General features: G+C 59.2%; 16 protein-coding genes. 6 read left to right on the plus strand and 10 right to left on the minus strand.

Going from position 1 to position 21,621, the window contains the following annotated elements; all coding sequences use genetic code 11:
- Positions 1-3: 3 nt before the first annotated feature.
- Together ccoO and ccoN are read right to left on the minus strand one after the other, a co-directional pair.
- Positions 4-612 carry a cytochrome-c oxidase, cbb3-type subunit II gene (gene ccoO, locus OU997_RS18040; protein WP_177479873.1) on the minus strand — a complete coding sequence of 203 codons (609 nt, stop codon included), beginning with the start codon at positions 610-612 and terminating at the stop codon, positions 4-6.
- The gene (gene ccoN, locus OU997_RS18045) at positions 612-2,051 is read right to left on the minus strand and encodes a cytochrome-c oxidase, cbb3-type subunit I (RefSeq protein WP_267807871.1); all 1,440 of its coding nucleotides are present in this window, start codon (positions 2,049-2,051) and stop codon (positions 612-614) included. The genes ccoO and ccoN overlap by 1 nt, the downstream gene beginning before the upstream one ends.
- 248 nt (positions 2,052-2,299) lie before the next feature.
- On the opposite strand from ccoN, the gene OU997_RS18050 reads away from it, so the two are divergent.
- Together OU997_RS18050 and nfuA are read left to right on the plus strand one after the other, a co-directional pair.
- Entirely contained in the window at positions 2,300-2,980 is a 681-nt protein-coding gene (locus OU997_RS18050) for an alpha/beta family hydrolase (protein ID WP_267807873.1), read from the plus strand.
- 108 nt (positions 2,981-3,088) lie between these two features.
- The gene (gene nfuA, locus OU997_RS18055) at positions 3,089-3,673 is read left to right on the plus strand and encodes a Fe-S biogenesis protein NfuA (RefSeq protein WP_090256151.1); all 585 of its coding nucleotides are present in this window, start codon (positions 3,089-3,091) and stop codon (positions 3,671-3,673) included.
- 147 nt (positions 3,674-3,820) lie between these two features.
- On the opposite strand, the gene guaD is transcribed toward nfuA, so the two are convergent.
- From guaD to OU997_RS18080, 5 genes are all read right to left on the minus strand, one after another.
- Positions 3,821-5,125, minus strand: coding sequence for a guanine deaminase (guaD, locus tag OU997_RS18060; RefSeq protein WP_267807875.1), 1,305 nt, complete (start codon positions 5,123-5,125; stop codon positions 3,821-3,823).
- Between the two features lie 59 nt (positions 5,126-5,184).
- Positions 5,185-6,021: a xanthine dehydrogenase accessory protein XdhC gene (gene xdhC, locus OU997_RS18065; protein WP_267807877.1), complete on the minus strand. Its 837-nt coding sequence runs from the start codon at positions 6,019-6,021 to the stop codon at positions 5,185-5,187.
- 199 nt (positions 6,022-6,220) lie between these two features.
- The gene (gene xdhB / locus OU997_RS18070) at positions 6,221-8,617 is read right to left on the minus strand and encodes a xanthine dehydrogenase molybdopterin binding subunit (RefSeq protein ID WP_267807878.1); all 2,397 of its coding nucleotides are present in this window, start codon (positions 8,615-8,617) and stop codon (positions 6,221-6,223) included.
- Positions 8,610-10,064 (minus strand): xanthine dehydrogenase small subunit, encoded by a 1,455-nt coding sequence (gene xdhA, locus OU997_RS18075; protein ID WP_108488133.1) that lies wholly within the window; start codon positions 10,062-10,064, stop codon positions 8,610-8,612. The genes xdhB and xdhA overlap by 8 nt, the downstream gene beginning before the upstream one ends.
- Before the next feature lie 309 nt (positions 10,065-10,373).
- Entirely contained in the window at positions 10,374-11,513 is a 1,140-nt protein-coding gene (locus OU997_RS18080; protein WP_108488132.1) for an alkane 1-monooxygenase, read from the minus strand.
- Between the two features lie 238 nt (positions 11,514-11,751).
- Here OU997_RS18080 and OU997_RS18085 point away from each other — a divergent pair, with 238 nt between their 5' ends.
- The 4 genes from OU997_RS18085 to ligA all read left to right on the plus strand — a co-directional run bounded on the left by OU997_RS18085 (position 11,752) and on the right by ligA (position 19,353).
- Positions 11,752-12,411, plus strand: coding sequence for a GntR family transcriptional regulator (locus OU997_RS18085; RefSeq protein WP_267807880.1), 660 nt, complete (start codon positions 11,752-11,754; stop codon positions 12,409-12,411).
- A 12-nt stretch (positions 12,412-12,423) separates the two neighbouring features.
- On the plus strand, positions 12,424-15,912 hold the full coding sequence (gene smc / locus OU997_RS18090; RefSeq protein WP_267807882.1) for a chromosome segregation protein SMC: 3,489 nt from the start codon (positions 12,424-12,426) through the stop codon (positions 15,910-15,912).
- A 182-nt stretch (positions 15,913-16,094) separates the two neighbouring features.
- Positions 16,095-16,922 (plus strand): cell division protein ZipA, encoded by an 828-nt coding sequence (gene zipA / locus OU997_RS18095; RefSeq protein ID WP_108487983.1) that lies wholly within the window; start codon positions 16,095-16,097, stop codon positions 16,920-16,922.
- A gap of 61 nt (positions 16,923-16,983) precedes the next feature.
- Positions 16,984-19,353 carry an NAD-dependent DNA ligase LigA gene (ligA, locus tag OU997_RS18100; RefSeq protein ID WP_267807883.1) on the plus strand — a complete coding sequence of 790 codons (2,370 nt, stop codon included), beginning with the start codon at positions 16,984-16,986 and terminating at the stop codon, positions 19,351-19,353.
- A gap of 54 nt (positions 19,354-19,407) precedes the next feature.
- On the opposite strand, the gene OU997_RS18105 is transcribed toward ligA, so the two are convergent.
- The 3 genes from OU997_RS18105 to OU997_RS18115 all read right to left on the minus strand — a co-directional run bounded on the left by OU997_RS18105 (position 19,408) and on the right by OU997_RS18115 (position 21,588).
- Positions 19,408-19,716 carry a TRL-like family protein gene (locus OU997_RS18105; RefSeq protein ID WP_090253600.1) on the minus strand — a complete coding sequence of 103 codons (309 nt, stop codon included), beginning with the start codon at positions 19,714-19,716 and terminating at the stop codon, positions 19,408-19,410.
- A gap of 276 nt (positions 19,717-19,992) precedes the next feature.
- On the minus strand, positions 19,993-20,349 hold the full coding sequence (gene queD, locus OU997_RS18110) for a 6-carboxytetrahydropterin synthase QueD (RefSeq protein ID WP_090241991.1): 357 nt from the start codon (positions 20,347-20,349) through the stop codon (positions 19,993-19,995).
- Between the two features lie 105 nt (positions 20,350-20,454).
- Positions 20,455-21,588: a catalase family protein gene (locus tag OU997_RS18115; RefSeq protein ID WP_108487986.1), complete on the minus strand. Its 1,134-nt coding sequence runs from the start codon at positions 21,586-21,588 to the stop codon at positions 20,455-20,457.
- Positions 21,589-21,621: the final 33 nt, after the last annotated feature.

Consider the following 21,621-nt stretch of genomic DNA (forward strand, 5'->3'; position numbering starts at 1 on the left):
GGCTTACCTCTTGTTCTTCACGGCAGTGCCAAGCACTTGCAGGTAGGCAACCATGGCATCCATCTCGCTTTTGCCTTTGACGGCTTCGGTGGCGCCAGCAATGTCTTCATCGCTGTAAGGCACGCCTACCAGGCGCAGGGCTTTCATCTTGGCTGGGGTGTCTTGACCGTCGAGCGTGCCTTCGACCAGCCAGGGGTAGGCGGGCATTTTCGACTCCGGCACCACGTTGCGCGGGTTGTACAGGTGCGCGCGGTGCCATTCATCCGAATAGCGACCGCCCACGCGGGCCAAGTCCGGCCCCGTGCGTTTGGAGCCCCAGAGGAAGGGGTGGTCATAGACGCTTTCACCGGCGACCGAGTAGTGGCCGTAGCGCTCCGTTTCGGCGCGGAACGGGCGGATCATCTGTGAGTGGCAACCGACACAACCCTCGCGGATGTAGATGTCGCGGCCTTCCAGTTGCAGCGCGGTGTAGGGCTTGAGGCCGGCTACTGGTTCATTGGTGACGTCCTGGAAGAACAGCGGAACGATCTGCGTCAGGCCGCCGATGCTCACGGCCAGCACCATCATCAGCGCCATCAGGCCGATGTTTTTTTCGAGTATTTCGTGTCTCATCAGTGGGCTCCCTCAAGCGAAAACTGCGCCGCGGCTTCCATGTCTGCAGCCTTGGTATGGCGCACGGTCTGCCAGACGTTCCAGGCCATCACCAGCATGCCAGCGAAGAAAATCGCACCGCCGATCACCCGCACCACAAAGCCGGGGTGGCTGGCTTCCAGCGCTTCGACGAAGGAGTAGGTGAGGGTGCCGTCTTCGTTGACTGCACGCCACATCAGGCCTTGGGCGATGCCGTTGACCCACATCGAGGCGATATAGAGCACGGTGCCGATGGTGGCGAACCAAAAGTGCACGTTGATCAAGGCGATGCTGTGCATTTCGTCGCGGCCGAAGACTTTCGGCAGCATGTGATAGAGCGAGCCGATGGACACCATGGCGACCCAGCCGAGCGCACCGGCATGGACGTGACCGATGGTCCAGTCGGTGTAATGGGACAGGGCGTTGACGGTCTTGATCGCCATCATCGGACCTTCGAAGGTCGACATGCCGTAGAACGCCAGGGAGACCACCAGGAAGCGCAGGATCGGGTCGGTGCGCAGCTTATGCCAGGCCCCGGAGAGGGTCATCATGCCGTTGATCATGCCGCCCCAGCTGGGTGCCAGCAGAATCAGCGACATCACCATACCCAGGCTCTGTGCCCAGTCCGGCAGCGCGGTGTAGTGCAGGTGATGCGGGCCGGCCCAGATATACACGGCAATCAGCGCCCAGAAGTGCACGATGGACAACCGGTAGGAATACACCGGGCGACCGGCCTGCTTGGGCACGAAGTAGTACATCATCCCCAGAAAGCCCGCAGTGAGGAAGAAGCCCACAGCGTTATGGCCGTACCACCACTGGATCATTGCATCGGTGGCCCCGGCATAGGCCGAGTAAGATTTGGTCAGGGTGACAGGTACTTCCAGGTTGTTGACCAGGTGCAGCAGCGCCACGGTGAGGATAAAACCACCGAAGAACCAGTTGCCCACATAGATGTGGCTGACGTTACGCTTGATCACCGTGCCGAAGAACACGATGGCGTAGCTGACCCAGACAATGGTGATCAGAATGTCGATCGGCCATTCCAGCTCGGCGTATTCTTTCGAGCTGGTCCAGCCCAGTGGCAGGCTGATGGCCGCCAGGACGATCACCAGTTGCCAGCCCCAGAAGGTAAAGGCTGCCAGCTTGGGGGCGAATAGGGTTGCCTGTGAGGTGCGTTGCACCGCGTAATAGCTGGTGGCGAACAGCGCGCAACCGCCAAAGGCGAAGATCACCGCGTTGGTATGCAGCGGACGCAGACGGCCGAAGCTGGTCCACGGCAGGTTGAAGTTAAGTTCGGGCCAGGCCAGTTGCGCGGCGATAAACACGCCGAGCCCCATCCCGACAATGCCCCACACCACCGTCATGATGGCGAATTGGCGAACCACCCTGTAGTTGTAGGCGGAACTGGTTGCTGTGTTCATGTCTGGGCTTCCATCCACGGTTTATAGGCAGATCATCGAAAATCAGCGGCTGCGGGCCTGTACGATCAGCGCCGCAGTCCAACGGATTCTTCAAGAATCTACTTACGATCTGCTGCGCGTCGGCCCTGCTGCGTTAAAAACAGGCTCGGAATGCTCATGTACAACTCGTACACTCCGCTTCCTCGCCTGTTTTTGCCTTGCATGGTTCTAGCTCGCGAAATCGTAAATAGGTTCTGAGCGAGGCAAGCATGAGCAAAGGGCAGGTTGCGGGTATTGACGGGGATCAATACGTGCAGGGGCAGGGTGAGGGCGCATGGCTGTGGGATCGCCCGCTTGGCGAGACGCACGCCACCCTGATTCTGGCCCACGGTGCGGGTGCGCCGATGGACAGCGAGTTCATGCAGCACATAGCGCAAAGCCTTGCAGCGCGAGGGATTGCCGTACTGCGCTTCGAATTTGCCTATATGGCTGCGCGGCGGCTGGACGGCAAAAAACGCCCCCCTAATCCTCAGGCCAAGCTGCTCGAACAGTGGCGCGAGGTGTACCGCCAGGTGCGCCAACAGGTCGCAGGGCCGCTGGCGATTGGCGGCAAATCTATGGGGGGGCGTATGGCCAGTCTGCTGGCCGATGAGTTGGGTGCCGATGCGCTGGTTTGCCTGGGCTATCCCTTTTATGCAGTCGGCAAACCGGAAAAACCACGGGTGGCGCACTTGGCCGCACTGCGCACGCCAACAGTGATCATTCAGGGCGAGCGCGATGCCCTGGGAAATCGCCAGGCGGTGGCGGGCTACGCGCTTTCTGAGGCGATCAAACTGCGCTGGCTGACCGCTGGGGATCATGACCTCAAGCCGCTAAAAAGCTCAGGCTTCACCCATCAGCAGCACATGCTTGCAGCGGCCGAGGCAATTGCCGAGTTTCTCTGCACATAGCCGGCGAAGTCTGGCGTCGGAGCGCGGGGTCTATTCCTACTAAAACACTATGACTTTGCCGCCGCAGGCGAGTGGCGTACACTGCGCCCATGTTTGCGAGGAGTTGCCATGAGCACCATTACCATTACCGACGCTGCCCACGATTATCTGGCTGATCTGCTGAGCAAGCAGAATACCCCGGGCATCGGCATTCGGGTGTTTATCACCCAGCCGGGCACCCAGTACGCCGAAACCTGCATTGCCTACTGCAAGCCGGGTGAGCAGAAGGCCGAAGACACCGCACTGGGCCTGGCCAGCTTCACCGCCTGGATCGATGCGGTCAGCGAGCCGTTTCTGGAAGACGCCGTGGTCGATTACGCCACCGATCGCATGGGTGGCCAACTGACGATCAAGGCGCCTAACGCCAAAGTACCGATGGTCAATGAAGACAGCCCGATCAACGAGCGCATCAGCTACTACCTGCAGACCGAGATCAATCCCGGCCTGGCTAGCCATGGCGGCGAAGTCAGCCTGATCGATGTGGTTGAAGATGGCATTGCTGTACTGAAGTTTGGCGGCGGTTGTCAGGGCTGCGGCCAGGTCGACCTGACGCTCAAGGAAGGCATCGAGAAAACCCTGCTGGAGCGGATTCCTGAATTGAAAGGAGTACGCGACGTGACTGATCACAGCATCAAGGAAAACGCTTACTACTAAGCCGGTGTTTTTTCTACAGGCACAGCCTGCGCTTCGCGGCTATGCCTGTTGTGTTTGCGCAATGCAGGCATTTGTAATCCAGCGCAGTCCGCTACTGCTATGATCGTGCCCGCTGCCGAAGGTCGCAGGCACGTCTATGGCGCTTTGTCAGTCGCGACTGTGTACCGACTGACCGGCGGCGAAGGTTTCCTTCACGGCGCGGTCGTCGCCAAGCATGGTCAGGGCGAAGAGTTTCTCGTCCAGGGTCTTGGCCTGTTGCATGCGGTAGCTGATTAGCGGTGTGGCGTTGTAGTCGAGCACCACGAAGTCGGCGTCTTTGCCGCTCTCGAAGTTGCCGATCTTGTCGTCCAGGTACAACGCGTTAGCACCACCGAGGGTGGCCAGGTACAGCGACTTGAACGGGTCAAGTTTCTTGCCTTGCAGCTGCATCACCTTGTAGGCCTCGTTCAGCGATTGCAGCTGGCTGAAGCTGGTGCCGGCACCCACGTCGGTGCCCAGACCGACGCGCACACCGTGTTCTTCGAGCTTATTGAGGTCGAACAGGCCGCTGCCGAGGAACAGGTTGGAGGTCGGGCAGAAGGCAACGGCCGAGCCGGTTTCGGCTAGGCGTTTGCATTCGTCGTCACACAGGTGCACGCCGTGGGCGAATACCGAGCGCGCGCCGATCAGCCGGTAGTGGTCGTACACATCCAGATAGCCCTTGCGCTCGGGGAACAGCGCCTTGACCCACTCGATCTCCTTGCGGTTCTCGGACAGGTGGGTGTGCATATACAGGTCCGGGTATTCGCCCAGTAACTTACCGGCCAGGGTCAGTTGTTCCGGGGTGCTGGTCGGAGCGAAGCGTGGGGTGACGGCGTAATGCAGGCGGCCCTTGCCGTGCCAGCGTTCGATCAGCTCTTTGCTGTCGGCGTAGCCGGATTCCGGAGTGTCGGTCAGGTAGTCCGGGGCGTTGCGGTCCATCAGCACCTTACCGGCGATCATCCGCAGGTTAAGCCGCTCGGCAGCTTCGAAGAAGGCGTCTACCGATTGCTTGTGCACGGTGCCGAACACCAGCGCAGTGGTGGTGCCGTTGCGCAGCAGCTCTTTCAGGAAGATACCGGCCACGTCACTCGCATGGGCCTTGTCGGCAAACTGCTGCTCGGTGGGGAAGGTGTAGGTGTTCAGCCAATCCAACAGTTGCTCGCCGTAGGAGGCGATCATCCCGGTTTGCGGGTAGTGGATATGGGTGTCGATAAAACCGGGGGTGATCAGCGCGTCGCGGTATTCGGTTATTTCCACGCCCTTGAGCGTTGGCAGCAGGTCGGCGGCGTGGCCGACGTTGGCCACCTGGCCGTTCTCGACGACCAGCAGACCGTCTTCGAAATACTCATAGGATTGCTCAACGCCCACCACGGCAGGGTCGGCAATGCTGTGCAGGATGGCGGCGCGGTAGGCTTTCACTGGGCTAGTCATGTAACGCTGATCTCAATCTATGGAGTTGGTCGCCCAAGCGCGTGCGCCTGGGCAGATAGTCAGGCCTGACTTCGGCGAGAGGCGGGCAGCAGCTTGGCAACGCTGGGCTGGCCCTTTTTGCTCTCTTGGCCAAAGGCGGCGTTGTAGGTGGCGATTACTTCGCCGGCGATGGATACGGCAATTTCCACCGGCAACTTGCCTTTGACCTCGGCCAGGCCCATCGGGCAGCGCATGCGCGCTACTACCGCTGGGTCAAAGCCGCGATCACGCAGGCGGTGTTCGAACTTGGCGCGTTTGGTCTGCGAGCCAATCAGGCCGTAGTAGGCAAAATCGTTGCGTTTGAGGATTTCCGCAGTCAGCTCCAAGTCGAGCTGATGGTTGTGGGTCATGACGATAAAGTAGCTGCCGGCGGGCATACGTTCGATCTCGTCGATCACTTCTTCATTGACCACTTTCTCGACTCCAACCGGAATCTGTTCAGGAAACTCGTTTTCCCGCGAGTCGATCCAGCGCACCTTGCATGGCAGGCTGGCGAGCAGCGGCACCAGGGCGCGGCCGACATGGCCGGCACCGAACACGGCGATCTGCGCCTGCGGCTGGCCCATGGGTTCGAACAGCAGCACGGTGGCGCCGCCGCAACACTGTCCGAGGCTGGCGCCCAGGCTGAAACGCTCCAGGCGGGTGTCCTGGCTGCGGCTGCTGAGCATTTCGCGGGCCAGCTCCATCGCCTTGAATTCCAGATGACCGCCACCGATGGTCTCGAAGATGCGGTCAGCGGTGACCACCATTTTCGAGCCCGCATTGCGCGGGGTTGAGCCGCGTTCTTCGATGATGGTCACCAGCACGCAGGGTTCACCGCGTTGCTGCAGGTCGGCGAGGGCGCTGATCCAGCTCATTTGCTCAGCCTCCAGGTAGGTGGCAGTTGTCCGGGGCGCGGCAAGCGCCAGTTGCTCGGTGACGGATCCAGTATGGGGACTGGAATGGGTCGTGGTGTTTGCGGTTTCACTTCGGTGTGTTTTGTCATTGTTGTACACCCTGGTCTTGCATGGGGCGGATGCCGATACGATCACTCGTAGCGGCATCTGTCCGACGGATTTAGGCCGGCTCTGCCTCTGTTGCGGCAGCAGATTTGGCGCTTTGCTGCAGTGTCTTCATTTGCTCCACCCCCCAGAGCACGCGCTCAGGCGTTGCCGGGGCGTCGATATTCGGCTGCACGCGGTAGTCCGCCAGGCTGGCCACGGCGTCCTTGATCGCACACCACACGGCGATGCCGAGCATAAACGGCGGCTCGCCAACGGCCTTGGAGTGGTACACGGTGTCTTCCGGGTTCTTGCGGTTTTCCACCAGGTTGACGCGCAGGTCCAGCGGCATATCGGCGATGGCCGGGATCTTGTAGCTGGCCGGGCCGTTGGTCATCAGCTTGCCTTTACCGTTCCAAACCAGCTCTTCCATGGTCAGCCAACCCATGCCCTGAACGAATGCGCCTTCAACCTGGCCGATGTCCAGCGCCGGATTCAGCGAGGCGCCCACGTCATGCAGGATGTCGGTGCGCAGCATCTTGTACTCACCGGTCAGGGTATCGACGATCACTTCCGAACAAGCGGCGCCGTAGGCGAAGTAGTAGAAAGGACGTCCGGCGGCCTTGTCACGGTCATAGAAGATCTTCGGCGTGCGGTAGAAACCGGTGCTGGAGAGCGATACCTGGCCGAAGTAGGCCTTCTGGATCACTTCCTCGAAGCTCAGGAACAGGTCACGTACGCGAACCTGGCTGTTGCGGAACTCAACATCTTCCGGGGTAACCTTGTATTCGCGCACCAGAAAATCAACCAGGCGCTGCTTGAGGGTTTCGGCGGCGTTCTGCGCGGCTTTGCCGTTGAGGTCGGCACCGCTGGAGGCGGCAGTCGGTGAGGTATTTGGCACCTTGTCGGTGTTGGTGGCGGTGATCTGGATACGCGAGATATCCACCTGCAGCACTTCGGCAACGATTTGCGCGACCTTGGTATTCAGACCCTGGCCCATCTCGGTGCCGCCGTGGTTCAGGTGGATCGAACCGTCGGTGTAGATATGGATCAGCGCACCGGCCTGGTTAAGGAAGGTGGCGGTAAAGCTGATGCCGAATTTCACCGGGGTCAGCGCCAGACCTTTCTTCAGTACTGGGCTCTTGGCGTTGAATGCACGGATTTCTTCACGGCGCTTGGCGTAGTCACTGCTGGCTTCCAGCTCGGCGGTCATCTCATGGATAACGTTGTGCTCGACGGTCTGGTGATAGTGGGTGACGTTGCGCTCGGTCTTGCCGTAGTAGTTGGTCTTGCGTACTTCCAGCGGGTCTTTGCCCAGGCTGCGCGCGACCGCATCCATGATTTCCTCGATGGCGACCATGCCCTGCGGGCCGCCGAAGCCGCGGTAGGCGGTATTTGACGCGGTGTTGGTCTTGCAGCGGTGGCCATTGATGGTGGCGTTACCGAGGAAGTAGGCGTTGTCGGAGTGGAACATCGCACGGTCAACGATGGAGCCGGACAGGTCCGGCGAGTAGCCGCAGTTGCCAGCCAGCTCGATTTCGATGCCGTGTAGCAGGCCGTTGTCATCGAAGCCGACGTCGTATTCGACGTAGAACGGATGACGTTTGCCGGTGATTTGCATGTCTTCAACGCGCGGCAGGCGCATCTTGGTCGGTCGGCCCGTGAGGTGCGCGATCACGGCACACAGGCACGCTGGGCCTGCGGCCTGGGTTTCCTTGCCGCCGAAACCGCCGCCCATGCGGCGCATGTCGATGACGATCTTGTGCATTGGCACGCCCAGCACTTCGGCGACCAGCTTCTGCACTTCAGTGGCGTTCTGCGTCGAGGTGTAGACGATCATGCCGCCGTCTTCGCTCGGCATCACAGAGGAAATCTGGGTTTCCAGGTAGAAGTGTTCCTGACCGCCGATATGCAGGCTGCCTTGCAGGCGACGCGGCGCGGTGGCCAGTTCGGCGGCTGAGTTGCCGATCTTGTGCTGGTGGCTGTCGAGGACAAAGTGCTTCTTGCGCAGCGCATCGACCACGTCCAGTACGGGCTCCAGATCTTCGTACTCGATGATCGCAGCCATAGCCGCCTTGCGTGCGGTTTCCAGGCTATCAGCGGCCACGGCGATCACCACCTGGCCAACGTATTCGACTTTGCCATCCGCCAGCAGCGGGTCACCGGCGACCACCGGGCCGATGTCCAGCTGGCCGGGTACATCCTTGCTGGTGATCGCGATGGCCACGCCAGGAATGGCGTAGCAGGGCGCGGTATTGATGCTGACGATGCGCGCATGGGCGCGGTCGCTCATGCGGGCATAGACGTGCAGCTGGTTGGGGAATTCCAGGCGGTCGTCGACGTAGATGGCTTCGCCGGAGACGTGTTTGTCCGCGCTTTCATGTTTGACGCTCTTGCCGACGCCGGTGGTGATGTCGGCACGGAACAGTTCGGCCAGTTCGGCTTGGGTTTTGTGCTGGATGTGGTTAGACATAGGCGGTCACCCGGGTCTCGACTTCGGGAGCTTGCAGCTCGAGGAAGAATTTACGCAGCAGATTCTGTGCAGTGAGCAGGCGGTATTCCTTGCTGGCGCGGAAATCGCTAAGTGGGGTGAAGTCCTCGGCCAGGGCGGCGCAGGCGCGTTCGATTACACCCGGATACCAGGCCGAACCTTGCAGCGCGGCTTCACAGGCAGCGGCGCGTTTCGGGATGGCCGCCATACCGCCAAAGGCGATACGTGCGCTTTGCACCACACCATCTTCGACCACCAGGTTGAAGGCGGCGCAGACGGCGGAGATGTCATCGTCCAGTCGCTTGGACACCTTGTAGGCGCGGAACGCCTGGCTGGCCTGGTGACGCGGCACGATGATCTTCTCGATAAATTCGGCTTCCTGGCGTGCAGTCACCTTGTAGTCGAGGAAGTAGTCTTCAAGCGGTAGGGTGCGGCTACTGTTGCCTTTGCGCAGCACGATCTGCGCGCCAAGGGCGATCAGCAGCGGCGGGGCGTCGCCGATAGGGGAGGCGTTGCCGATGTTGCCGCCCAGGGTGCCCTGGTTGCGGATCTGCAACGAGGCGAAGCGGTGCAGCAGCTCGCCGAAGTCCGGGTAGTCCTGGGATAGCGCTTCGTAGCAATCGGACAGCGCGGTGGCGGCGCCGATTTCAATGCTCTCGGCAGTCACGTCGACGCGCTTCATCGCTTCGATATGGCCGACGTAGATCATCACCGGTAGCTCGCGGTGAAACTGGGTGACTTCCAATGCCAGGTCGGTGCCGCCCGCGAGTAGACGAGCTTCGGGGTTGGCGGCGTAGAGATCGGCCAGGTCAGCAACCGTCAGCGGCAACAGGCAGCGTTTATCGCCACTGTTGAGTTCGGCCGTTTCACGCGGGGCGATGGCTTTCAGTTGGGCTACGGTTTGCGCTTCGGCGGCATCGAACTGATCCGGCTGCTTCTGGCAGCAGGCCTGCTCGGCGGCATCGATAATTGGGCGGTAACCGGTGCAACGGCACAGGTTGCCGGCCAGGGCTTCCAGGGTGTCGGCCTTGTTAAAGCCGCTGCTGCCGGACGCGGCCTGGTTCTTCTGCAAGGCGAACAGCGACATGACGAAACCGGGGGTGCAGAAACCGCACTGCGAACCATGGCAATCGACCATGGCCTGCTGCACGCTGTGCAGTTGGCCTTTGTGCTTGAGGTCTTCAACGGTAATCAGTTGTTTGCCATGCAGGCTGGAAACGAAGGTCAGGCAGGAGTTGAGGGTGCGATAACGCACACGCTCCCCAAATAGTTCACCGACCACCACGGTGCAGGCACCACAGTCGCCAGAAGCACAGCCTTCTTTGGTTCCGGATTTACCGAGATGCTCACGCAGGTAATTGAGCACGGTCACGTTAGGGTCGAGGGCATGCTCAGTACGCAGCTCCCGGTTGAGTAAAAACTGGATCAAGGACGACCTCCAGGCACTTTTATTGTTCTCGTATCAGGCTCTGCTGAAACGACTGTGTTGGGCAGCACAGCGTTTCCACACGGCTTGGCATGAGGCAAATCTAGAGATATCTGACTTTTGGGTCAATAAAAAATTTGACTCTTTGGTCAAGTGATTGTCATAGCATTCTGTTGGGAGCGGAAAAGCTTACGGACAGGCTTAAACGCTAGCCGCTTTTGTGCCAAGCCAGGTGCGGCAGAACTACAAACGCAGGGCATAAAAAACGCCAGGGGTGGGAGCCCTTGGCGTTTTTTGTTACTGCGTCTGCGTTTAGGAATGGGTCAGCTGTGAATCAGTCAGTTGGTGCTCTTCACCTGCGTAGTAGGCGCGCACCCGTGGGTCCATCACCGCGCGCCACAATGGTGGGAACAGCGCCAGGACGATCATTCCGGCATAGCCATTGGGCAGTTGTGGACTGTCGTCGAAGTGGCGCAGCACCTGATAGCGGCGTTTGGCATAGGCGTGGTGGTCGGAATGGCGTTGTAGGTGGAACAGGAAGAGGTTGGTCAGGAGGAAGTTGCTGTTCCATGAATGCGTCGGATTGGTGCGTTCGTAGCGGCCATTGTCCAGCTTGCGGCGGTGCAGGCCGTAGTGCTCCACGTAGTTGACGACTTCCAGCAGGGTAAAGGCGACCACTGACTGCGCGATAAAGAACAACGCGCCGAGCCAGCCGAAGGCCAGGCTGAAACCGATCAGGAATAACGCACTAATGGCGTACCAGCCAATCAATTCGTTGCGCCAGTGCAGGGCAGGCAGGTTCTTGCGTTTCAGTCGTTCAGCTTCAAGCTTCCAGGCATTGAGGAAGTTGTGCTTGTAGGCGTGCGGCAGAAAGGCATAAAGGCTCTGGCCATAGCGCGAGGAACTGGCGTCTTCCGGGGTCGACACGTGCACGTGGTGACCGCGTACATGTTCGATCTTGAATCCGCCATAGCACACGGCTGCCAGCAGAAGGCCTCCGGCGTTCTGCTCCAATTGCGGGTCCTTGTGGATGAACTCATGGGCTACGGTTATGCCGATCGCCCCGGTGACTGTGCCGACTGAAAGCACCCAACCGAACTGGCCTACCCAGCTCCAGGCCTCATGGTTGACGAACACCCAGCCAGCCCAGCCGAGCATGCCCAATAGCGCTGGCACAGTGGCCAGGCTTAATAAGCGGTAATAACCCTGCTGCTCCATTTGCGGCACCTGCACGGTTTCATCGGGGTTGGCCGGATCACGGCCGATGATGAAGTCCAGCAGCGGGATTACCCCGAACACCACCAGCACCACCAGCCAGGGCCAGGCGTTGGCATAGTGGCTGTCCAGTGACCAGTAATAGCTCAAGGGGATTCCCAATACCGGGATCAACCAGAACCAGTAGCCGATGCTTTTGATGGCAAGCATCCAGTTTGAGGGCAGGCGTTCGAACATGGTGGCTCCGTACTTGTTATTGTTGGAGTAGTAGGTTGGTAGGATTGTAGGACAATCTTCCTTGGTGGCCATCCTCCGGCAGCCCACCTTTTGGTTTGAAAGCAGGGCGCAGGCGGCCTTGGCCCGGTAACACCCTGTGTTACACTCGCGGCCTGCGCTGTACCGCCCAAGCCAAGCCTGGCATGAGCTTGAGACCCTTGTTTGCGCCCAATAGGTCAGATAGAGCCTAAGGATCACCATGACGTTCAAGGCACCGGATAGCCTCGCTGAGCAGATCGCCCATCACCTTGCCGAACGCATCATTCGCGGTGAGTTGAAGGCGCGTGAGCGGATTCAGGAACAGAAAGTCACCCAGGCGTTGAACGTCAGCCGCGGTTCGGTGCGCGAGGCATTGTTGATTCTTGAGCGCCGCCACCTGATCGTGATTCCGCCACGGCGCGGCGCACAGGTCGCGGAATTGACACCGCATAACGTCAAGAGCCTGTATGCCCTGGTCATGGAACTGTACATCCTGCTGGGCAAGGCGGTGGCGGATAGCTGGCAGGTTGAGGTCGACCTGGCGCCGTTTCTGCTGATACAGCAGCGTCTTCAGGACAGCCTGCAGCGCGAAGATATCAACGCTTTCGTCGAAAGCAGCTTCGACATCATGCGTGCCGCCTTCCCGTTCTCCAATAATCCCTACCTGCAGGAAACCGTGGAGAACCTGCTGCCGGCCATCAGCCGCACCTATCACCTGGCGCTGGAGCGGCGCAAAGGTGAAATGGGCCAGTTTCTCAACACCTTTGCCGCCTTGTTGCAGGCGATCATCGCCCGCGACCACCAGGCCATCCGTGAGGTGCTGCTGGGTTACGGTGAGCACAATTGCCAGCTGGTTCTGGCCGCACTGGCCGACGCTTAAGGAAGGCTGTCTATGCGGCTCAAGTGCATCAAACTGGCCGGTTTTAAGTCCTTCGTCGACCCGACCACGGTGACCTTCCCCAGTAATATGGCGGCCGTGGTCGGGCCGAACGGCTGCGGCAAGTCGAACATTATCGACGCCGTGCGCTGGGTGATGGGTGAGAGTTCGGCGAAGAACCTGCGGGGCGAGTCGATGACCGACGTCATCTTCAATGGCTCCAATACCCGCAAACCGGTGACCCAGGCTTCAATCGAGCTGATTTTTGACAACTCCGACGGCACCCTGACTGGCGAATACGCGGGCTATAACGAAATTTCCATCCGCCGCCGGGTGACCCGCGACAGCCAGAACACCTATTTCCTCAACGGCACCAAGTGCCGTCGCCGCGACATTACCGACATCTTCCTTGGTACCGGCCTGGGCCCACGCAGCTACTCGATCATTGAGCAGGGCATGATCAGCAAACTGATCGAAGCCAAGCCGGAAGACCTGCGCAACTTTATCGAAGAAGCCGCCGGTATTTCCAAGTACAAGGAGCGCCGCCGCGAGACTGAGAACCGCATCCGCCGCACCCATGAGAACCTGGCACGCCTGACCGACCTGCGTGAGGAGCTGGAGCGTCAGCTCGACCGCCTGCACCGCCAGGCCCAGTCGGCGGAGAAATATCAGGAATACAAGGCCGAGGAGCGTCAGCTCAAAGCCCAGCTCACCGCCTTGCGCTGGCAGGCGCTGAATGAGCAGGTGGGTAGCCGCGAGGCGGTGATCAGCAACCAGGAGGTCAGCTTCGAAGCCCTGGTGGCCGAGCAGCGCAACGCCGATGCGAGCATCGAGCGGTTGCGCGATGGCCATCACGAGCTGAGTGAACGTTTCAACCTGGTGCAAGGCCGTTTCTACTCGGTGGGCGGCGATATCGCGCGTATCGAGCAGAGCATCCAGCACGGCCAGCAGCGTCTGCGCCAGTTGCAGGACGACCTCAACGAAGCCGAACGCGCGCGCCTGGAAACCGAATCGCATCTGGGCCACGACCGCACGTTGCTGGCGACCCTGGGCGAAGAGCTGGCCATGCTCGAACCTGAGCAGGCGCTGACTGCAGCGGCGGCGGAAGAGTCCGCCGCCGGGCTGGAAGAATCCGAAACAGCCATGCATGGCTGGCAGGAACAGTGGGACAGCTTCAACCAGCGCAGCGCCGAACCACGGCGGCAGGCCGAGGTTCAGCAATCGCGGATTGCCCAGCTGGAGCAGAGCCTGGAGCGCCTGGCCGAGCGTCAGCGGCGTCTCACTGATGAGCTGCAGCAACTGGCTGCCGACCCGGAAGATGCCGCGATTATCGAACTGAGCGAGCAGATCGCCGCCGGCGAAATCAGCCTGGAAGACTTGCAGCTGGAAGAAGAGCAGCAGGGCGAACGTCTGCAGCAACTGCGCAATGATCTGCAGCAGGGCAGTCAGGCCCAACAGCAGGCGCAAGGTGAGTTGCAGCGCCTGAATGGTCGCCTGGCTTCGCTGGAAGCGCTGCAGCAAGCGGCGCTGGACCCCGGCAAGGGTGTCGGTGAGTGGTTGCGCGAACAGCAGCTGAGCGAACGCCCGCGTCTGGCCGAGGGCCTGCGGGTTGAGGCCGGCTGGGAGCTGGCGGTGGAAACCGTGCTGGGTGCCGATCTGCAGGCCGTGTTGCTGGATGATTTCCAGGGCCTGGATTTTGCCGGCCTGACCCAGGGCGATCTACGTCTGGCCAGCCCGAGTAAGGGCGGTGCGCGGGTTGCCGGCAGTCTGCTGGATAAGGTTGAAGCCAATATTGATCTGACACCCTGGCTGGCCAAGGTCAAACCCGTACAAAACCTGGATGAAGCACTGGCTGCGCGCTTGCACTTGGCCGAAGGCGAAAGCCTGATCAGCCGTGATGGCTACTGGGTCGGCCGGCACTTTTTGCGCGTGCGCCGCGCCAGTGAAGCGGAAAGCGGCGTGCTGGCCCGTGGTCAGGAGATCGAACGGCTGACGCTGGAGCGCGATGAGCGTGAAGCGGCACTGGCTGTACTGGATGAGCGGCTGACGCATCTGCGTGAAAACCAGCGTGCTCAGGAAGAACAGCGCGAGCAGCAACGCCGTCAGGCCCAAGACTTGGCCCGTCGTCTCGGCGAGCTGAAGGCTCAGCTGTCTGCCGGACAGGCCAAGGTCGAGCAGCTGATATTGCGCCGTACCCGTCTGGACAGCGAGCTGCTGGAGCTGGGCGAACAACGCGAAATCGAACATGAGCAACTGGGTGAGTCGCGTCTGCAACTGCAGGATGCTCTGGATGCCATGGCCACTGACAACGAGCAGCGCGAAAGCCTGCTGGCCCGCCGCGACAGCCTGCGCGAACGCCTTGATCGCGTGCGCCAGGAAGCCCGTCAGCACAAGGATCACGCTCACCAGTTAGCTGTGCGCTTAGGCTCACTCAAAGCCCAGCATGACTCCACCCGCCAGGCCCTGGAACGCCTGGAACTGCAGGTCGAGCGCCTGCACGAGAAGCGCGAGCAGCTCAACCTCAATCTGGAAGAGGGCGAAGCGCCGCTGGAAGAGCTGCGGATCAAGCTCGAAGAACAGCTCGACAAGCGCATGGCGGTGGAAGACGAACTCAAACTGGCGCGCCTGGCCCTGGAAGATGCCGACCGCGAGCTGCGTGATGCGGAAAAACGCCGCACCCAGGCCGAGCAACAGGCGCAGCTGTTGCGTGGTCAGCTGGAACAGCAGCGCATGGACTGGCAATCGCTGACCGTGCGACGCAAGGCGTTGCAGGATCAGTTGCTGGAAGACAACTACGACCTGCACGGCGTGTTGGCGACTTTGCCGCCAGAGGCCAGCGAGAAAGCCTGGGAAGAAGAACTGGAGCGCCTGGCTGTACGTATACAGCGCTTGGGCCCGATCAACCTGGCGGCAATTGACGAATATCAGCAGCAATCCGAGCGTAAGCGTTACTTGGATGCGCAGAATGCCGATCTGGTGGAAGCGCTGGAAACCCTGGAAAATGTCATCCGTAAGATCGACAAGGAAACTCGCAACCGCTTCAAGGAAACTTTCGATCAGATCAACGGTGGCCTGCAGGCGCTATTCCCGAAAGTATTCGGTGGCGGTAACGCCTATCTGGAACTGACCGGTGAAGATTTGCTGGATACCGGCGTCACCATCATGGCGCGCCCGCCTGGAAAGAAGAACAGCACCATTCACTTATTGTCCGGCGGGGAAAAAGCACTGACGGCCTTGGCCCTGGTATTTGCCATCTTCAAGCTCAATCCAGCGCCGTTCTGCATGCTCGATGAAGTGGATGCGCCGCTGGATGATGCCAACGTCGGGCGCTATGCAAGGCTGGTAAAAGAGATGTCGGAAACCGTGCAATTTATCTATATCACCCACAATAAAATCGCCATGGAAATGGCCGACCAGTTGATGGGCGTAACCATGCACGAGCCCGGTTGTTCGCGATTGGTGGCCGTGGATGTGGAGGAAGCGCTGGCCTTGGTTGAATCATGATGGCCAGGGCGGTGTAAAGTTATCTTTCGTCGTGCTAGCTTAATGCGCATTGTTATTAGACGTGGCGTTATAACTCAGGGAAAGGCCTGGCAGAACATAGGCTTGGCGTCGCGAAAAAGAATTAGCAAAATGGCCCTGGAAGGCCTTTTTCAGCACATTTTTATTAGGGGTTAAGGTATTTCATGGAATTCGGTCTGCGCGAGTGGCTGATTGTCATCGGCATTATTGTGATTGCCGGCATCCTTTTTGATGGCTGGCGGCGGATGCGTGGTGGTAAGGGTAAGCTCAAGTTCAAACTTGATCGTAGTTTTGCCAACCTGCCAGACGATGACAGTGATCCGGACTTGCTGAGTCCGCCGCGGGTAATTGATCGGAATAAGGAGCCCGCTTTTGATGAAGAGGATCTGCCTTCACTAAGCGCCCGCGAACTCAACCGCCGTCGTGCAGGCGAGCCACAACAAGGTGACCTCAATCTTGGACAGGATGAGCCGGTGCCGACTCTGCTCAATCCGGTTGATGGCGAGCCAGCAGTTAAGTCGCTCAGCCAGAGTCAAGACAGCCTGAAAGAATTACCGCCTGTAGAAGAAGTACTGGTGATCAACGTGATTGCTCGCAGTGAGGAGGGTTTCAAAGGGCCTGCGCTCTTGCAGAACATTCTGGAAAGCGGCCTGCGTTTCGGTGAGATGGACATCTTCCACCGCCACGAAAGCATGGCGGGTAATGGTGAAGTACTGTTCTCCATGGCCAATGCGTTGAAACCTGGCACTTTTGATCTTGATGACATAGAAGGATTCAGCACCCGCGCCGTGAGTTTCTTCCTCGGCTTGCCTGGTCCGCGTCATCCCAAGCAGGCGTTTGATGTAATGGTGGCGGCGGCACGCAAACTGGCCCATGAACTGGGTGGCGAGTTGAAGGATGACCAGCGCAGCGTGATGACTGCGCAAACTATCGAGCACTACCGCCAGCGCATCGTCGAATATGAACGCAAGCAACTGACCAATAAACGCTGATTTAACCGATGAAATACCAAGAGCAGCCAAGGCTGCTCTTTTCGTTTGAGAGCACACTGCAATGACCGATGCCTCGATTGCTGCCCAGCGCATAGTGCAACTGCGCGCCGAACTGGATGGGCATAACTATCGCTATCACGTACTCGATGAGCCGAGTATTCCCGACGCTGAATATGACCGTTTGTTCCATGAGCTCAAAGCTCTAGAGGTCGAACACCCAGAGCTGGTTACGGCCGACTCTCCGACCCAGCGCGTCGGTAGCTTGGCGCTTTCGGCCTTCGGCGAGGTCAAGCACGAGGTGCCGATGCTCAGCTTGGGCAACGCCTTCGAAGAAGCCGACCTGCTGGATTTCGATCGCCGGGTGCGCGAAGGGCTGGATTTGCCAGCTGGCGATCTGTTTGGTGGCGGTGCTGAGGTTGAATACAGCTGCGAGCCCAAACTTGATGGCCTGGCGGTCAGCCTGTTGTACCGCGATGGCTTGCTGGTGCGTGGCGCTACGCGTGGTGATGGCAGCACGGGCGAGGATATCAGTGTCAACGTGCGCACCATTCGTAATGTGCCGTTAAAGCTGCAGGGTGAGGGCTGGCCTGCGGTACTTGAGGTACGGGGTGAAGTCTTTATCTCCAAGGCCGGTTTCGAGGCGCTTAATGCACGGCAGCTGGAGCAGGGCGGTAAGACTTTCGCCAACCCGCGTAATGCGGCGGCAGGCAGCCTGCGTCAGCTGGATTCGAAAATTACCGCCAGCCGTCCGCTGGAATTCTGCTGCTACGGCATTGGCCAGGTGCAAGGTGAACTGCCACAAACGCATATCGGCATTCTTGAAGCCCTTAAGCAATGGGGCATGCCGATCAGTCGCGAGCTGAAACTGGCCAAGGGTGCCGATGAATGCCTGGCGTATTACCGCAGTATCGGTGAACGTCGCGAGTCACTGGCTTATGAAATTGACGGCGTGGTGTTCAAGGTCAACAACCTGGCCTATCAGCGCGAACTGGGCTTCCGCGCGCGCGAGCCACGCTGGGCGATTGCCCATAAGTTCCCGGCAATGGAGGAGCTGACCGAGCTTCTGGATGTGGAGTTCCAGGTTGGCCGTACGGGTGCGGTTACCCCGGTGGCACGTCTGAAACCGGTCAAAGTGGCTGGCGTTACAGTGTCCAATGCCACGCTGCATAATATGGATGAAGTGGCGCGTCTGGGCGTGATGATCGGCGATACGGTGATTATCCGCCGCGCCGGTGATGTGATTCCGCAGGTGGTTCAAGTGGTGCCTGAGCGTCGTCCACTGGATGCCAGACCAGTACAGATTCCTGAAAGCTGTCCGGTGTGCGGTTCTCACGTCGAGCGCACCCAGCTGGTCAAGCGCAGCAAGGGCAAGGAAACCTTCAGCGAAGGCTCGGTGTACCGCTGTGTTGGCCGTCTGGCGTGTGGCGCCCAGCTCAAGCAGGCGATCATTCACTTTGTCTCACGTCGGGCCATGGATATAGAAGGTCTGGGCGACAAGACCATCGAACAGCTGGTTGATGAGCAGTTGATCGCCTCGCCGGCCGATCTGTACCAACTGAAGTATGAGCAGATCATCAACTTGGAAGGCTTTGCCGAGGTTTCCAGCAACAAGCTGCTTCAGGCCATTGCTGACAGTAAACAACCCAGCCTGGCGCGCTTTATCTATGCCCTCGGCATACCCGATGTGGGCGAGGAGACTGCCAAGGTGCTGGCTCGTTCGCTGGCATCTCTAGAGCGCGTACAACAGGCCTTGCCGGAATTGCTGACCTACCTGCCGGATATCGGTTTAGAGGTGGCGCATGAGATCCACAGTTTCTTTGCCGACAGTCATAACCAGCAGGTGATTGCGGCTTTGCTGGCCCGTGATCAGTGTGGGTTGCAATTGCAGGAGCAAGGCGAGCTGAGTGCCGAACTCAGCGCCAGCGCCACACTGGCGGGGATGCTGGACAAGCTGAATATCCCGTTCGTAGGCCCTGGTGGCGCGCAGAAGCTGGCGGACAAGTTTGTCAGTCTGGATGCGGTGCTGGCGGCTGATTGGCTGGATATGCGTCAGACTCTGCCCGAGAAGCAGGCCAAGGCGGTGCGCGAGTTTTTCGATGTGCCAGCCAATGCGCAACGTGCGCAGGCTATCGAAGCGCAGCTAAAAGCTTTTGGCATGCACTGGCACAGCGAGAAAAGAGCTATCGAAGGCTTGCCGCTGGCTGGGCAGACCTGGGTGCTGACCGGCACGCTGGAAGTGATGAGCCGCGATGTGGCCAAGGAAAAGCTGGAAAGTCTGGGCGCCAAGGTGGCAGGGTCGGTATCGGCGAAAACCAGTTGTGTCGTGGCGGGCCCTGGGGCGGGCTCGAAACTGGCAAAAGCCAGTGAGTTAGGTGTGCGGGTGATTGACGAGGCGCAGTTTTTGTCAGCCCTGGCGGGCTTCGGCCTCTAGAAAGGCGGGTTTTCTATACTGCCCCCAAACAGAGTTTGGGGGCAGTACGACAACTTAGTTACCGGTTACGTTTACGCAGGTTTCGCCGAAGAACGGGTAGAAGCCTTTGGTGTGGTAATCAGCGGTAGCGATGGTGCCGATGTTGCCATTGGCCTTGGCGGCAGCAATGGACGCGTCGCCTTTGTTGATCAGACCAATGATGGTGGTGGCGCAAGCAGTACCGGTTTTGTTACCGGAAGCGGTAGTGGCAGTGATCGGGCCTTTGACGTCGGTGATCAGACCAACGCTGACTGGCGACAGGCCAGAAGCGCAACCGCTGAGCAGGGTAACCAGGCCGGCAGCCAGAGCAATTTTCTTCAACATGTTGTGATTCCTTTTCGCTTATCCATAAGAAGCTTTACCCATCCAAGTAAAGCGCTCGCGCACCCTAAAGCAGTGCCTGGGCAATAACAAGTTCGCCTGCTATTTTTCAAATCGATTTCAAATTTATGAAATCTTTCTGTGACTTTTCCACTGACAGCTGTTCTCGCGCTACGCGCTATTGATTCAGCAGCCTACATAGAGAACGTGGCGATATTTGGTGATACGAATCTTGGGGGAGGTGCCTGGTGCTTCGATCAAGTGCCAGGCAAGGGGTGATCAGTCACCGCGATATTCGCAACCGCTGGTGCAGGTTTCGTGGATACGGATACGCGACAGTTCAGGCAGCAGCGGCTTGAGTTGCTGCCAAATCCACTTGGCCAGCACTTCACTGGTGGGATTTTCCAGGCCAGGAATATCGTTCAGGTAGTTGTGGTCAAGCTGCTCATAGAGTGGCTTGAAGATTGCCTTGATCTCGGAGAAGTCGCGAATCCAGCCGGTATAAGGGTCAACTTCACCTTCGATATACACCGCCACCTTGAAGGAATGGCCGTGCAGGCGCCCGCATTTGTGGCCTTCGGGGACGTGAGGCAGGCGATGGGCGGCCTCGAACATAAACTCTTTGAACAATTCCACGGTCTTTCTCTCGGGTGGTACGCGGCTAACAGCGCGTTTGGCAAGGCGCGGATATTACCAGCTCAGCAGCTGTTAACCGAGTAGCACAGAGGATTGGATACAGTTCTATGGCTGATTGCGCTCCAACCGATAGATGCTGACCGCCTCGTAAACCGCCTTTCTCAGACGGTTGATACCGCCAATCGGACGGTGTTCGGGTAGCGCATGCCAGGGGTTGAAAGACAGGTTGTCGCAGAACAGGTTCTGCTCGCGGCTATCAAAGTCCTGCGCCGGTACCTTGATGGTGGCGACGGTTTCGAACGGTGAAACGGCCTCGCTCCACTCAACGCTAGGGTCTTCGATGGGCATGTAGTAGTTGGCGTTCTGCCGCTGAACCTGCAGGGCAAAGCAGGCGGGTACGCGGTCCAGCGACAGCTGCTGATATAGCGCGTTGCGCAGGAAATTCGGCAAATCCTGGTTCTGTTCAGGCAGCTGATACTCGGGGCATGCTTCTGGTTGAGGAATGACCCGGTATTTGATGTTGTGCTCACCCAGTTTGAAGGGTGCAATAGAGTTGTAGGTGGTCGCCACCGGTGTTTCCGGGGCAGGGGACAGGGTCTTCAGTGCGATGATCAGATGGCGGAGTTCCCAGGTGCTGGGGTTCCAGCTGGGGAAGAACGCCAATATTTTTTTGCCGTCGGCCTGGGCAGCGAAATTGCTTTTGTACTCGGCCACATCACGCACGAAAAAGGCTGGGTGATTGAACATCACGAAATCCTGCTCGCTGGCGTGCTGTGGGCTTTGCGTAAGTTTTTCACCGGGCACATCAAGCAGCTTGATCGCCATGCCGCGCGCATCGCGTGCGCGGTCAAATTGTGGGTAAGCATTACCATTGGACAGGCGCATCCAGGCTTGCCAGGTTTTCCCCGGCTCACTGAGTACGCCGCGTTGCAGGTTGCTATCGATATCAGCGCTGACGGTGACTTCGGCCTTCATGCAGCCATGAGCCTTGGCGTGAGCATCACGCAGTACCCGTGTGTTGTCACGGTGCTGTTCGACCACACGAATGGCATCTTCGATGATGCCTTGGGTCAGCGCGGCTTCATCGGCCGGGATCTGCTCTTCAGTGGATACCGGGCCGGAGAACTTCCAGCCGTAATAGGCCGCACCGATGGCCCAGCCACCGATAGCGATGGCCAGCACAAGCACCAGCAGTTTGCCCAGTACACGGCCGAGCCAGAGCCAGAATCGTTTAAACATGGAGTCAATTCCTTTTAATTATTCTCAGTGTGC

It is taken from the genome of Pseudomonas sp. SL4(2022), from assembly GCF_026625725.1.
Taxonomy (GTDB): domain Bacteria; phylum Pseudomonadota; class Gammaproteobacteria; order Pseudomonadales; family Pseudomonadaceae; genus Aquipseudomonas.